The organism is Microbacterium sp. NPDC058062 (genome assembly GCF_042885375.1).
Taxonomy (GTDB): Bacteria; Actinomycetota; Actinomycetes; order Actinomycetales; family Microbacteriaceae; genus Microbacterium; species Microbacterium trichothecenolyticum_C.
Genome location: NZ_JBHVSC010000006.1, coordinates 94,406 through 107,635 on the forward strand (window position 1 = coordinate 94,406; position 13,230 = coordinate 107,635).

Sequence of the window (13,230 nt, forward strand, 5' to 3'; positions counted from 1 at the left end):
AGCCAAGTCGAACGCAATGCTGCCGTGGATGCGGCGGGGAGGACATCAGCGTGACGTACCCGATCGAGCAGTCTCCGACCGTTGCCTTGTTGGATTGCCGGTACCAGCTTCACGAGCGGGTCGGTGAAGGCGGCATGTCCACGGTGTACCGGGCCGAGGACACGATCCTCGGTCGCACGGTGGCCGTCAAGCTGCTCAAGGACGGCGCCGAGGTGCTCGCTGCGCCCGTGCGTGCGCATCGAGAGGCAGGGGCGCTGGCCCGACTGAACCATCCTTCCTTGGTGACTCTGCTCGACGCGAAGCTGGCACTGGAGGGTCCCCGCTACCTGGTGATGGAGTACGTCGCTGGCCCCACCCTGTCTCGGCTGCTCCGTGATGGTCCGTTGTCCACGCTTCAGGTGGCGCAGCTCGCTGACGAGCTGGCATCGGGACTGGGCGCCGTCCACGCCGCAGGATTGGTGCACCGTGACGTGAAGCCTTCGAACATCCTCCTCACCCCGTCGCCCGTCGCCGGGCTGGGTTTTCGCGTCAAACTCGCCGACTTCGGCCTCGCGCAGCTGACGGACGCGACCTCGGTCACCACCCCCGGGATGGTGCTGGGCACCGCGGCGTACTTGGCACCCGAGCAGGTCCGCGGCCAGGGCAGCTGTCCGGCGTCCGATATCTACGCCCTCGGGCTCGTGCTCCTGGAAGCCCTCATCGGCAAACGCGCGTTCAGCCACACCTCCGGGATCGGCGAGGTGATGGCCCGCCTCGTTGAATCGCCGGCGATCCCGGAGCTCATCGAACCCCGATGGGCAGACCTGCTCACGCGCATGACTCAGGCTGATCCGGCCGCCCGCCCGAGCGCGCTGGAGGTCGCCGAGATCGCGCGTCAGCTGCCGACCGGTGACGTCCGGCCCGCGAGGACCGCGATGCTGCCGCAACCGACCATTTCGGACACGGCACCTGTACGCATCCGTGCGCGTGCGCCCCATCGCGCCCCGACGGCGCATCGGCGGCGCGCCCGCCGCCCAGGGATACGAGCCTGGGTCGCTGCGGGCGCGGTCGCGTCGGCGATGACCGTCGCCCTCGTGTGCCTTCCCTGGCTGTCCGCCAAAACGGGGCCGGCACCCGTCACCGTCGACCGCGTGTCCGAGCAAGGTGGCGAACAAATGCCGGTCGACATGCCCGCGACCGATGACGCGCCGCCCCAGAACGTGAGCGATGTGGAAGCGCCCGCTCCGGTGAGCGACGTCCAGCCCGCCACCGACGTGACCTCGAAGGCCGACCGAGAAGCACAGAAGCAAGCCCACGCCGAACAGCGCGAGGCCGAGAAGGAGCAGGCTGCCGCGCAACGCGGGACGGAAAAAGCCGCACGCGACCAGGCTCGTCAGGAGAAGAAAGGCAAATAGCCGGCTGAGCGCGCTGGGGCTCGTCGGGGAGCTGCTGATCCAGCTCGTCCCTATCAACTGGGGAGCAACCACTGGTGGTCCCTCCGACGAGCGCGACGGTCGCAGCTGCGCTCCGACAGACGACGTCGTCGAAGCGCGATTACCGGGACGGGCGTCACCTCGATGGAGGCGACGTCGGCTTCCTCGTCCACTGGGCGGCAGCGTCGCACAGGCAACCTCGATCTCCGCAGTGCTGGGCGGGGCTGGGTGCCGATGCGTGCGGTGATCGCCGATTGGCTCGCGCCGGGCGGTAAATCCACGAGTGCTTTCGCTGATCGAATCGCTGCGTGTCAAGGATCAGCACTCGGAACGAGGGACGGTGCTCTCGCCAGACACCCGAGATCCTGGCTGTTGGCGATCGCTATCAATCCGAAGACGGCGCGGGTCTGTCCACGTCGCCGGCCGTGCGGATCTTTCCCAGCAGTCGGGCCAGAGCAGCCAGCTCCGTGTCGTCGAGGGCGGCGAACCACGGGCCGACTCTCGTGACGATTGCGGACTCGTAGACGGCGATCATCTGCTCCGCACCGGGGGCGAGCTCAAGGATGCGGGCGCGGCCGTCGTGCGGAGCGCGGTGGCGGCGCACCATCCCGCTGACCACGAGACCGTCGACCGCCTGGGTGACCGCGCCCGCAGTCAGCTGCAGCGCCTGAGCGGCGGCCGTCACGGTCACGGGCTCGGATGCGTGCGTGATGAGCGAGAGGATCTCCAACTGGGTGCGCGTGAACGAATCGTCCCCCGACAGCTGCAGATCGGTCGGGGGCACCAGGCGGCGGGTCAGGTCGACCAGCACCTGCAGCACTGCCTCGATATCGCGACCTCGCACCTCCACAATGTAACGCGCACCCGCCGCAGGCTCGCCGGAGATATGCTTTAGCTGTTGAAGTAATCAGGGTGCTCGCCCCACCCGCGTCGATTCCGTGCAGTCATGCCTGACGGACATCCTGCACCGTTCGCAAGGCGGCGCCCGGCGAGTGAGGGATTGACATGGGGTCGATCTACTACGGCGATGCGATGGCTCCGATCAACATCGAAGACCGGGCGCTGGCGCACCTGAAGGTCGTGATCGCGACGAGACTGCGGCGTGGCGAGAGTTTCACCGTTTCCTGGCAGCATGCGCAGGGCGAGCTGCCCGGCAGATCCACGATCTGGGTGCACCCTGCCATCCCGCTGCGGTTCGTGTTCGACGACCCTGAGCCCCCCGAGCTCAACCGCAGATGGATCGACGAGCTCGCAACCGCCTCCTACTCGACAGCCGGAATAACCCTCACCGCCGAGTACCTCGAGCCCGACCCTGCCTCCAGCGTCGACCCGCCGTCGGATGTCGAGCTGGGCAACGTCAAGGTCGCCGAGCTCGACGTCGACAAGCTCACCTTGGGTGGGAAGCACGTGACAGCCGCGGATATTCGGCCCGCATCGGAATAAGCCTCCGGTTCAGCCCAGCTGGTCTGGTGTCAAGACGACAGCCCTCCCCGATCCTCACCCTGAAAAGTGTTTGTCCCCCAAACGGGGGACAGCATAAGGTGAGTTCGGGTGTGCGAGGCGCGGGGCGTGGAGATCCGCCCGCCGCCGCCACTCGACTGGGGAATTCTGGGGCCTGGGCTGCCGACTTCCCTCGCGCAACCCCCCCCGTGCGCGAACAGTCGCTCGGACGCCGCAGATAAGGGCTGTGGCGTCCGAGCGACCTGAGCTTCGCCCGGTACGCGCCACGCGCCTGCTGGGGACAGGCTTGGTCTGGGGACACCTTTGTGACACGATTCCCCCCCGGAATCGCAGGCTCCACTCGCACACCACCCTACGGGCGCCACCGCAAACCACCAAAGCATTCGGCATTTGAATCGATCTCACTCCGAGGAAGTTCACTTTCTCAACACTGGCCACAGCAGTAAGTGCCAATCTCCACGTGGCCTAAAGCCCGATGGCCGCGCGTGTCGGCAGTGGTGCATGCCCGAACAGGGAAGCTCAAGCCCTCCATTGCCTTGCCGGCAGTCTCCAGTGCCGATCACTCCCTGGGGATGGGCCGTCGAGGCGTTGGTCTAGTCCGACGCTGCTCCCGCGACCGATGCGGCGATCCACGCCTCCAGGTCGTCGAGCGCGTAGACGACCTTGCGGCCGAGCTTGTAGTACCTCGGACCCTTGTGTTCGTAGCGCCACATCGCGAGCGTGTTCTTGTTCACGCCCGGGAGCAAGTCGGCGACCTGCTCGGGGCTCAAGAACTCGTGGCTGAGCTTGGTGGCGCGGTCGCCGGCATGAGTCGTCATGATTCACCTCGTTTGCGTAATCGCTGACTGAATTGACACAAGTACACGCCTAAGTGATACTCGTCGTCAAGAGGTTCTGTGAATCAGTCGAGCGAACAGGCAAACTAGCGGGGTGACGGTTGACGTGACGACCCTTGAGGGCGACCCGATGACGGTGGCGGCTGCGACCGAGCCGCTCGGCGACAGGCTTCGCATAGCTCCCGCCTTCGTCGCCACCGCGACCAACGACGTCGCAGGCATCGAGACCGGGATCGAGGCACACTACGTGCGGTCGGAGGGACGGTATGTCGTGCGTACGATCGTCAACCGAGCGACCCGCGATGACTTCGACCAGGACGCGCTGCGACGGATCTCGATCGCCCCCATCATGCAAGCGGCGGTCCCGCATTGCATCGCTTTCGAGGCCGTCGACGTGGACCTCTGGACGACCGTCGCTGACACGACGGCGGAGGAGGGGCGGCTGGTGTCGCCGTTCATCGCGGTTGAAGTGGTGAAGCGTGGGATGAAGGAAGAACGGATGGCCGTGGTCTCGCTGATCTACGGTGCGACCGCTCTTGCCGGACTCCCGCCGGTTCAGGCGGTGGCGCGCGAACTCGACGTGCCCCACCGCACCGCGTCGGACTGGATCATGAAGGCGCGCAAGGCCGGCTATCTCGAAGGCATGGCCTACATCGTGGGCCGACAGCCAGAGCGGTAACTGAACCATGGGCAGCGTTGGGACCCACGAAACCCAACCGCCGCCGATGTCGCGGGCGCTCTCGAAAGCCCCATCACACCCCGACCGACAAGGATTGGCTCGCGCGGGTGGTCGGGAGAACGCCAAACCGGTCGTCCTGCCGCGAGCACGACTCGAGGCGGCGGTCGCGTCGTGCGTTCCCACGGCCGACGTCAAGGGAGACGATCTTGAAGCGACGGCCGAAGGACTCCAATGGGTAGCGTTCACCCGTACACGACGGCGGCCGGCGCGAAGCGCTACCGCATCAGCTACCGACGCCCAGACCACAAGCAGACGACAGAGCGCGGCTTCAAGACGAAGCGTGACGCCGAATTGCGGCTGGCAGAGGTCGAGCTTTCCAAGAGCCGCGGCGAGTATGTCGACCCTGCCAGTGCACGCGCGACTGTCGCGGACCTCGGCCGCGAGTGGCTCGCGCACCGTGAAGGCATCCTCAAGCCGTCGTCGTATCGGCCGCTGCAGTCCGCGTGGGGCAAGCACGTCGAGCCGAAATGGGGCAGCCGCTCGGTCGGCAGCATCCGCCATTCCGAGGTGCAGGCTTGGGTATCGGGTATGCAAGGTGGCTCGACGACGGTCCGACGTGCGCACGGGATCTTGGCGGGCATCCTGGACATCGCCGTGAACGATCGCCGGCTTGCGCGCAACGTCGCCCGCAACGTCGACCTGCCGAAGAAGACGAAGAACGCGCCCAGGCACTACCTCACGCACGCGCAGGTGCAGCTCCTCGCCGACCACGCGCGCGAACCCACGCTGGTGCTGTTCCTGGCCTACACCGGCCTTCGGTGGGGCGAAGCGACGGCGCTGCGGGTCCGGCACGTCGACGCGCTCCGACGCCGTGTGAACGTCGAAGAGAACGCCGTGCTCGTGTCGTTCGAAGTCCATGTCGGCACCCCGAAGACCCACCGCACCCGCAGCGTCCCGTACCCGGAGTTCCTCGCCCTGCCGCTCGCGCGGCTCGCCGAGGGGAAGGGCCGCGACGCGCTCCTCTTCGGAGGCGGAACCCAGCACGTTCGGCTGCCAGCGTCGAGGAACGGATGGTTCACCGCGGCCGTTCTCGCCGCGCAGGCGGACGATCCCACCTTCCCGCGGGTCACGCCTCATGATCTGCGCCACACGGCCGCGAGCCTCGCAGTGCAGGCCGGCGCGCACGTGAAGGCCGTGCAGCGGATGCTCGGACACGCGTCGGCTGCGATGACGCTCGACGTCTACGCGGACCTCTTCGACGACGATCTGGACGCCGTTGCGGCCGCTCTCGATCGCGCCAAGCGCGCCACGGATGTTGTCAAAGTGTTGTCACGAGAAAGGGATCGAGAGTCCTGATGACTCTCGATCCCTTGTCCCGACTGTGCCCCCGACAGGAATCGAACCTGCGACCTTTGGTACCGGAAACCAACGCTCTATCCCCTGAGCTACGGAGGCGTGCCGATCGAGACTACCATCCAGTCGCCCGTCGCCCCGCCACGTCAGGGCGCCGGGGGAGGGTCGTCGAGCGGTGCGTCGGCGACGATCGCAGGCTGCTGCTCCATGCGCTCGATGGCCGTCGCGACACGGTCGGCGAGGTAGGCGTGCCCGCCGGTCGAGGGGTGGTCGCGCCCGAGGGGTCCGGTGTCGATGACGTCGAGGTAGTTCGCGTCGGTGATCCAGTCCTCCGTGATGGGGGAGATGTACCACCAGCCGCGTGCGCCCGCGAGCTCGGCCAGGTCGGCGTCGATCTTCCGCGTCGCGTCCTGAACGGGCAGCACCTGCGGCGACGGACCGAGGATCACGATCTCGGCGTCGGGGTAGACGGCCTCGAGGGCGTCCCACGCGGCGGTGACGGCATCCCGGTATCCGGCCGGATAGAGCTTGCGGTCGTTGATCGACCCCTCGACGATGATCACGTCGGGATCGAGCGCCGGATCCAGGGCGGCGATGCGCTCGCCGTAGGCGGGGCCGTCGAGGCCGGGCTTGAGGTAGCCGCTGCCGCGGACGCCGTCCACGACGGTCTCGACGCCGAGCTCGTCGGCGAGGAGGTACGCGAAGCCGAGCGTCGGCACGGTCGCGGCCGAGCCGTAGACCCACGAGTCCCCGAAGACGAGAACACGTGCGTCCTCTTCCAGCACCAGGGGAGCGGGAGGGACGGATGCTGCGACCGCCGGCTCGCCCTCGGCGACTGCCGCCGGTGCCACCGGTTCGGGCGCGCCCCACGGACGCAGAACGGCCACCGCGCACACCGCAGCGACGGCCAGCGTGGCGCCCACCAGGGGCAGCCACAGCTTCCGGGCTCGGGTACCGCCGGGCGCGTGCATAGAGAGAGGGTAAGTCATGCATCGACGGGGTCTTCCCACGGGCCGTGAACTGGGGAAAAGAGGGGCCTGATCCTGAGGGTTGGAACCGCTTCCAGAACACTCGCAGCAAGAGGTTGTCAACCCCGCACGATCAAGCCCTCGCGGCGTGCGAGGATACTTCGGTGCAACGCGTCGTGACCGCTGAGATGGACCTCGAATTGGGGGCATCCGTCGACCTCATCTTCCAGATCGCAGCCGCTCAGGCGGTGCCGATCTCGAGTGAGCATCTGACGTTCACCCAGGGCGATCGCGTGTACACCCCGACCGAGATCGTCGACCAGTCGGGAAGCAGGCTGCACCGCCTCACGGGCGAGCCCGGGCACCTCGAGATCCGCTACGAGGCGACCGTCGACGGCCAGGCCGCGAGCAACCGCACGAGCGATCTCGAAGCCATCACCTACCTGCGCCCGAGCCGGTACGCGCAGTCCGACGAGGTGTTCCAGCAGGCCCGTCGCCAGTTCAAGGGGCTCTCGGGCCACGACCTCATCGCGGCGGTGTCCGAGTTCGTCTCGACGAGCACCACGTACACGCCGGGTCTCAGTCAGGGCACGGACAGCGCGGTCACGACCCTCATGACGGGCCAGGGCGTCTGCCGCGACTACGCGCACGTCGTCATCGCCCTCCTGCGTGCGATGGACATGCCGGCCCGCTATGCCGCGTGCTTCGCGCCGGGGCTTCGCCCGATGGACTTCCACGCCGTGGCCGAGGCCTACCTCGACGGCGCCTGGTACGTCATCGACGCGACGCGCCTCTCGAACCGCAACTCGCTGGTGCGCATCGCGACGGGTCGCGATGCCGCCGACTGCGCGTTCCTCAGCTACCACGGCGGCTACGTCGGTCTGAAGCGCCTGCGCGTCGACGCGTGGGTGGTCCCCGAGGCCGCGACCCTCGACGGACTCGACACCCTGCCCGAAGTGCTGCCCGAGGCATCCGATCCCGCCGCCGACGACTTCGGCGCGCTGGTGCAGATCTCCTGACCCCGCGCAGGGGCGGAGCGGGCCGCGCCCGTAGACTTGACGGGCTATGAATCCCGAAGCCCTCTCCGCCGCCCTGCTCGCCGTCGTCGCCCCGCTCGCGGAGGCGCGACGACCCGGTGCGGCCGAAGGACTCACGGTCGCCGATCTGCCGCTCGAGCGGCCGAAGAACCGCGACCACGGCGACTGGGCCTCGAACGCGGCGCTCAAGCTCGCGAAGGCCGTCGGCGCCAACCCCCGCGAGTTCGCCGCCGACATCGCGGCCGGTCTCGCGCAGGTGGACGGCATCGCGGATGTCGAGATCGCCGGACCCGGCTTCATCAACATCCGATTGGATGCCGCCGCCGCAGGTGCGCTCGCGAAGACCATCGTCGATGCGGGCGCGGCGTTCGGAACGAACGAGTCGCAGCGGGGCAACACGATCAACCTCGAGTTCGTCAGCGCGAACCCGACGGGTCCGATGCACATCGGCCACACCCGCTGGGCCGCGCTCGGCGACTCGATGGCGCGCCTGCTCCTCGCGAGCGGTGCGACGCTCGTCCGCGAGTTCTACGTCAACGACGCCGGCGCGCAGATGGATCGGTTCGGCCGCTCCGTGCTCGCCGCCGCCAAGGGCGAGCCGACCCCCGAGGACGGCTACCCGGGTTCGTACATCGACGACCTGGCGCAGCGGGTGCTCTCGGCGGTGCCCGAGCTGCCGACGCTGCCGGAGGACGAGCAGCTGCGGATCGCGCGCGACCGCGCCTACGAGCTGCAGCTCGGCGACCTGCAGTCGTCGCTCGAGAAGTTCAACGTGCACTTCGACGTCTTCTTCAGCGAGCGCACGCTCCACGGGAAGGGGTCGGACGGCGAGCCGAGCCTCGTGGACGAGGCCGTCGACCGCCTGCGCGAGCAGGGCCACGTGTTCGACGACGAGGGCGCCGTGTGGGTGCGCACCACGGACTTCGGCGACGACAAGGATCGCGTCATCCGTCGCTCGAACGGCGAGTACACCTACTTCGCGGCCGACGCGGCGTACTACCTCAACAAGGGCGACCGCGGCTTCGCGCACAAGATCTACCTGCTCGGCGCCGACCACCACGGCTACGTGCACCGCCTCAAGGCGCTCGCCGGTGCGGCCGGCGACGACCCCGAGAAGGACATCGAGGTGCTCATCGGGCAGCTCGTGTCGGTCAACGGCGCACGGCTCTCGAAGCGCGCGGGCAACATCATCGAGCTCGACGACCTGCGGGACTGGATCGGCACCGACGCCCTGCGCTATTCGCTCGCGCGCTACCCCGCGGACTCGCCGCTGACGCTCGACCCCGAGATCCTGCGCAAGCGCACCAACGACAACCCCGTCTTCTACGTGCAGTACGCCCACGCGCGCACGCACAACGTCGCGCGGAACGCGCACGGCTCGGGCGTCGACCGCTCCGAGTTCGCCCCCGAGCTGCTGACCCACGAGACCGAGTCGGCACTTCTCGGCGCGCTGCAGGAGTTCCCGCGCATCGTCGCGTTCGCCGCCGAGGTGCGCGAGCCGCATCGCGTCGCGCGGTACCTCGAGGAGCTCGCGGGGCTCTACCACCGCTGGTACGACAACTGCCGCGTGATCCCGCTGGGCGACGAGCCCGTCGAGTCGGTGCACCGCACCCGTCTGTGGCTCAACGACGCCACCGGCCAGGTGCTGCGCAACGGGCTCGATCTCCTGGGTGTCACCGCACCGGAACGGATGTAGCAATGGCCAGAGGCGACACGCAGGCGACCGAACCGATCCCCGACGGGACGCTGTCCACGGCTCCGGCGCAGCCGCGTCGCGTCTGGCCGTGGATCGTGGCGTTCGCGATCGTCGCCGTGCTCGCCGTGGCCGCGTGGTTCGCCGCCGAGGCGATCGCCCGGCAGATCGTGACCGGCGTGGTCCGCGACCAGGTGCGCACCCAGCTGTCGCTGCCCGCCGACCACCCGGTCGACGTCGACGTCACCGGCGCCGTCATCCCGCAGCTCATCTCCGGCTCCATCGACGACCTCACGATCGCCTCCGACGATGTCACGCTCGGCGGTGGCACCGGCGATGTGACCGTGACGGCGCACGATGTCGCCGTGCGCGGCACCGGAGAGATGAGCGGCGCCACGGCGACCGTCTCGCTCGACGAGTCGCAGTTGCGCACGCTGCTCGCGACGGTCGAGGGCTTCCCCGCCGACACCGTGGGGCTCGCCGCGCCGAACCTGACGATGTCGATCGACCTGCAGCTGTTCGGTGTGTCCATCCCGGTCGGCGTCGCGCTGGCGCCGGCCGCGGCGGACGGCGCCATCGTCCTGTCGCCCGCGGCGTTCCGCCTCGGCGAGTCGGAGGTGACCGCCGACGCCCTGCGCAGCCAGTTCGGGGGTCTCGCCGACATCGTCCTGCGCGAGTGGAACGTGTGCATCGCGCAGTACCTGCCATCCGGGGTGACCCTCACCTCCGTCGAGGTGACCGGCGACGTGCTCGTCGCCGACTTCGACGTCGACGGGGCCATCGCCACCGATCCGGCGCTGCAGGAGAACGGCACCTGCGCCTGAACCGCCGCAGGGCGTCACACGGCGCGGGGCCCCGGAGCCGTGTGCCCTAGACTGCTACCACCGCCAGGCGCGTGACCCCCTCCGGCCTGGCAGAGCCGCACCCGGACTCCCGGACGGCCAGCGTCGAAGCTCCCACCGATTGGTCCACCGTGTCCGCCGACCCGCACCACCGTTCCGTCGCTCCCGCGTGGCTCGAGCGCCCCGCCGACGCGAACGGGCTCGCCCCGGCCGTCTGGCCGGCGGCCGCGGCGCGTGGTGCCGACGGCGTGCTGGAGCTCGGCGGCATCCCTGCCACCGCCCTGCGTGAGCGGTTCGGCACGCCTCTGTATGTCGTGGACGAGGACGAGGTGCGTGCGACCGCCCGCCGCACGCTCGACGCCTTCCGCGCGGCTGCGGCCCTGCACGGCGTGCAGGCGCGCGTCTACTACGCCGGCAAGGCGTTCCTCAGCACAGAGGTCGTGCGCTGGGTCACCGAAGAGGGGCTCGCGGTCGACGTGTGCAGCGGCGGAGAACTCGCCGTCGCCCTCGCGGCGGGCGCTGATCCCGCGCGACTGGGCTTCCACGGCAACAACAAGTCGGTGGCCGAGCTCGAGCGGGCCGTCGAGGTCGGCATCGGCTCGATCGTCATCGACAGCCTCATCGAGATCGAGCGTCTCGCGGCGATCGTCGAGCGCCGCGGAGCGACGCAGGCGGTGCTGCTGCGGGTCAACAGCGGCGTGCACGCCGAGACGCACGACTTCCTCGCGACGGCTCACGAAGACCAGAAGTTCGGCTTCACGCTGACGGATGCCCCGGCCGCCGTCGCCCGCATCCGCGAGCTCGCCGGGCTCGAGTTCGTGGGCCTGCACTGCCACATCGGCTCGCAGATCTTCGGCACCGCCGGGTTCGAGGAGTCCGCCGCCCGCCTGGTCGAACTGCACGCCGAGCTCCGCGAAGGCGGCGAGCTGCCGGTCCTGAACCTCGGTGGCGGGTTCGGCATCGCCTACACGTCGGTCGACGACCCCACTCCGATCGAGCAGCTCGCGCTGGGCATCGCCGAGTCGGTCGCCCGGCAGTGCGAGGTGCGCGGCATCCCCATGCCGAACCTGGCGTTCGAGCCGGGCCGTGCCATCGTCGGCCGCGCGGGCGTGACCCTGTACGAAGTGGGCACGACCAAGCCCGTCGCGCTCGAGGGCGGCGACACCCGCCTGTACGTGAGCGTCGACGGCGGCATGAGCGACAACGCCCGCCCGGCCCTGTACGGCGCGCAGTTCTCGGCCCGCATCGCGTCGCGCACCAGCGACGCCGAGCCGGCGCTCTCGCGCGTCGTGGGCAAGCACTGCGAGTCGGGCGACATCGTGGTCGACGCGGAGTACCTGCCCGGCGACGTCTCGCCCGGCGACCTGCTCGCCGTGCCGGCGACCGGCGCGTACTGCTTCTCGCTCTCGAGCAACTACAACTACGTCCCCCGCCCGCCCGTCGTGGCGCTGCGCGGGGGAGAGGCCCGCGTCATCGTGCGCGGCGAGACGATCGACGATCTCCTCGCCCGCGACGCCGGCCTCAGCACCGTGCGCGACGGGCGTGAGCTCGCCGGCGCACCGACGGAAGGAAAACAACGCATGCCTGTACTGAGCGAGCGAAGCGAGTCGAAGTGACCGACTACCGCCGACTCCGCGTCGCACTGCTGGGAGCCGGAGCCGTCGGCTCGCAGGTCGCCGCGCTGCTGCGTCAGCACGCCGACGAGCTCGCCGACCGCGCGGGTGCACGACTGGAGCTGGTGGGCATCGCGGTGCGCGACGTCGACGCCAAGCGCGAGACCGACCTGCCGCGCGAGCTCTTCACCACCGACGCGGACTCGCTCATCGTGGGCTCCGACATCGTCATCGAGCTCATGGGCGGCATCGAGCCGGCGCGCGAGTACCTGCTCCACGCGATCAATTCGGGCGCCGACATCGTGACGGCGAACAAGGCGCTCCTCGCGACGCACGGCCCCGAGATCTTCGACGCCGCCGACCAGGTGGGTGCAGAGGTCTACTACGAGGCCGCCGCCGCCGGCGCGATCCCGATCATCCGCCCGCTGCGCGACTCGCTCGCCGGCGACCGCGTCCAGCGCATCATGGGCATCGTCAACGGCACCACGAACTACATCCTCGACCGGATGGACACCGAGGGTGCCGAGTTCGCCGACGTGCTCGCCGACGCGCAGCGCCTCGGCTACGCCGAGGCCGACCCGACGGCCGACGTCGAGGGCTATGACGCCGCGCAGAAGGCCGCGATCCTCGCCAGCCTCGCGTTCCACACCACGGTGCCGCTCGATGCGGTGCACCGCGAGGGCATCACGGCGATCGACAAGTCGATGATGGATGCCGCGCGCCACGCCGGCTACGTCATCAAGCTGCTCGCCGTCTGCGAGCGCCTGACCGAGGCATCCGGTGAATCCATCTCGGTGCGCGTCTACCCGGCGCTCATCGACCGCGCGCACCCGCTCGCGAGCGTGCACGGCGCCAACAACGCGGTGTTCGTGCAGGCCGAGGCCGCCGGAAACCTCATGTTCTACGGTGCGGGCGCCGGTGGCGTGCAGACCGCATCGGCGGTGCTCGGCGACGTCGTGTCGGCGGCACGCCGCCACATCGCCGGTGGCGTCGGCGTCGGCGAGTCGACGCTCGCGAACCTGCCGATCGTCCCCGTCGGACGCGTCACCACGCGCTACCAGATCACGCTCGAGGTCGACGACCAGCCGGGCGTGCTGGCCACGGTCGCGGGCATCCTGAGCGAGGGCCGCGTGTCGATCGCGACCGTCGAGCAGACCGTCGTCGAGTCGGCCGAGGGTGAGAGCGGCGTGGCGCGACTGGTGATCGGCACGCACAAGGCTCTGGAGCAGGACCTGAGCGAGACGGTCGACCGTCTCGCCGCGAGCGGCGTCGTCGAGCGCGTCGTGTCGGTCTTGCGCGTCGAAGGCAATTGAAGACTTTTCTGAAGGAGAACTGA

General features: G+C 69.3%; 12 protein-coding genes and 1 tRNA gene. 9 read left to right on the forward strand and 4 right to left on the reverse strand.

The window, feature by feature from the left end; all coding sequences use genetic code 11:
* Window positions 1–50: 50 nt before the first annotated feature.
* Window positions 51–1,394, forward strand: coding sequence for a serine/threonine-protein kinase (locus ACFVSU_RS18680; protein WP_387146439.1), 1,344 nt, complete (start codon window positions 51–53; stop codon window positions 1,392–1,394).
* A 403-nt stretch (window positions 1,395–1,797) separates the two neighbouring features.
* Here the strand turns inward: ACFVSU_RS18680 and ACFVSU_RS18685 are convergent, their stop codons facing one another.
* Window positions 1,798–2,256, reverse strand: coding sequence for a MarR family winged helix-turn-helix transcriptional regulator (locus ACFVSU_RS18685; protein ID WP_376010362.1), 459 nt, complete (start codon window positions 2,254–2,256; stop codon window positions 1,798–1,800).
* A gap of 161 nt (window positions 2,257–2,417) precedes the next feature.
* Here ACFVSU_RS18685 and ACFVSU_RS18690 point away from each other — a divergent pair, with 161 nt between their 5' ends.
* Complete coding sequence (locus tag ACFVSU_RS18690) at window positions 2,418–2,855, forward strand: hypothetical protein (RefSeq protein ID WP_376010365.1); 438 nt, start codon at window positions 2,418–2,420, stop codon at window positions 2,853–2,855.
* Between the two features lie 611 nt (window positions 2,856–3,466).
* Here the strand turns inward: ACFVSU_RS18690 and ACFVSU_RS18695 are convergent.
* On the reverse strand, window positions 3,467–3,691 hold the full coding sequence (locus tag ACFVSU_RS18695; RefSeq protein WP_376010367.1) for a helix-turn-helix transcriptional regulator: 225 nt from the start codon (window positions 3,689–3,691) through the stop codon (window positions 3,467–3,469).
* A 148-nt stretch (window positions 3,692–3,839) separates the two neighbouring features.
* On the opposite strand from ACFVSU_RS18695, the gene ACFVSU_RS18700 reads away from it, so the two are divergent.
* Together ACFVSU_RS18700 and ACFVSU_RS18705 are read left to right on the forward strand one after the other, a co-directional pair.
* Window positions 3,840–4,388: a hypothetical protein gene (locus tag ACFVSU_RS18700; protein WP_376010370.1), complete on the forward strand. Its 549-nt coding sequence runs from the start codon at window positions 3,840–3,842 to the stop codon at window positions 4,386–4,388.
* A 231-nt stretch (window positions 4,389–4,619) separates the two neighbouring features.
* Window positions 4,620–5,744 carry a tyrosine-type recombinase/integrase gene (locus ACFVSU_RS18705; RefSeq protein WP_376010373.1) on the forward strand — a complete coding sequence of 375 codons (1,125 nt, stop codon included), beginning with the start codon at window positions 4,620–4,622 and terminating at the stop codon, window positions 5,742–5,744.
* 26 nt (window positions 5,745–5,770) lie between these two features.
* On the opposite strand, the gene ACFVSU_RS18710 is transcribed toward ACFVSU_RS18705, so the two are convergent.
* Window positions 5,771–5,843 (reverse strand) — tRNA-Arg (locus ACFVSU_RS18710).
* A gap of 44 nt (window positions 5,844–5,887) precedes the next feature.
* Window positions 5,888–6,712: an SGNH/GDSL hydrolase family protein gene (locus tag ACFVSU_RS18715; RefSeq protein ID WP_387146445.1), complete on the reverse strand. Its 825-nt coding sequence runs from the start codon at window positions 6,710–6,712 to the stop codon at window positions 5,888–5,890.
* Between the two features lie 161 nt (window positions 6,713–6,873).
* On the opposite strand from ACFVSU_RS18715, the gene ACFVSU_RS18720 reads away from it, so the two are divergent.
* From ACFVSU_RS18720 to ACFVSU_RS18740, 5 genes are all read left to right on the forward strand, one after another.
* Complete coding sequence (locus ACFVSU_RS18720; RefSeq protein WP_387146448.1) at window positions 6,874–7,728, forward strand: transglutaminase family protein; 855 nt, start codon at window positions 6,874–6,876, stop codon at window positions 7,726–7,728.
* 46 nt (window positions 7,729–7,774) lie between these two features.
* Entirely contained in the window at window positions 7,775–9,442 is a 1,668-nt protein-coding gene (locus ACFVSU_RS18725; protein ID WP_387146451.1) for an arginine--tRNA ligase, read from the forward strand.
* A 2-nt stretch (window positions 9,443–9,444) separates the two neighbouring features.
* The gene (locus tag ACFVSU_RS18730; RefSeq protein WP_387146454.1) at window positions 9,445–10,263 is read left to right on the forward strand and encodes a DUF2993 domain-containing protein; all 819 of its coding nucleotides are present in this window, start codon (window positions 9,445–9,447) and stop codon (window positions 10,261–10,263) included.
* Window positions 10,264–10,412: 149 nt separating this feature from the next.
* The gene (lysA, locus tag ACFVSU_RS18735) at window positions 10,413–11,897 is read left to right on the forward strand and encodes a diaminopimelate decarboxylase (RefSeq protein WP_387146986.1); all 1,485 of its coding nucleotides are present in this window, start codon (window positions 10,413–10,415) and stop codon (window positions 11,895–11,897) included.
* Window positions 11,894–13,207, forward strand: coding sequence for a homoserine dehydrogenase (locus ACFVSU_RS18740; RefSeq protein WP_375872893.1), 1,314 nt, complete (start codon window positions 11,894–11,896; stop codon window positions 13,205–13,207). Before lysA ends, ACFVSU_RS18740 begins: the two co-directional genes overlap by 4 nt.
* The last annotated feature ends 23 nt before the right edge of the window (window positions 13,208–13,230 follow it).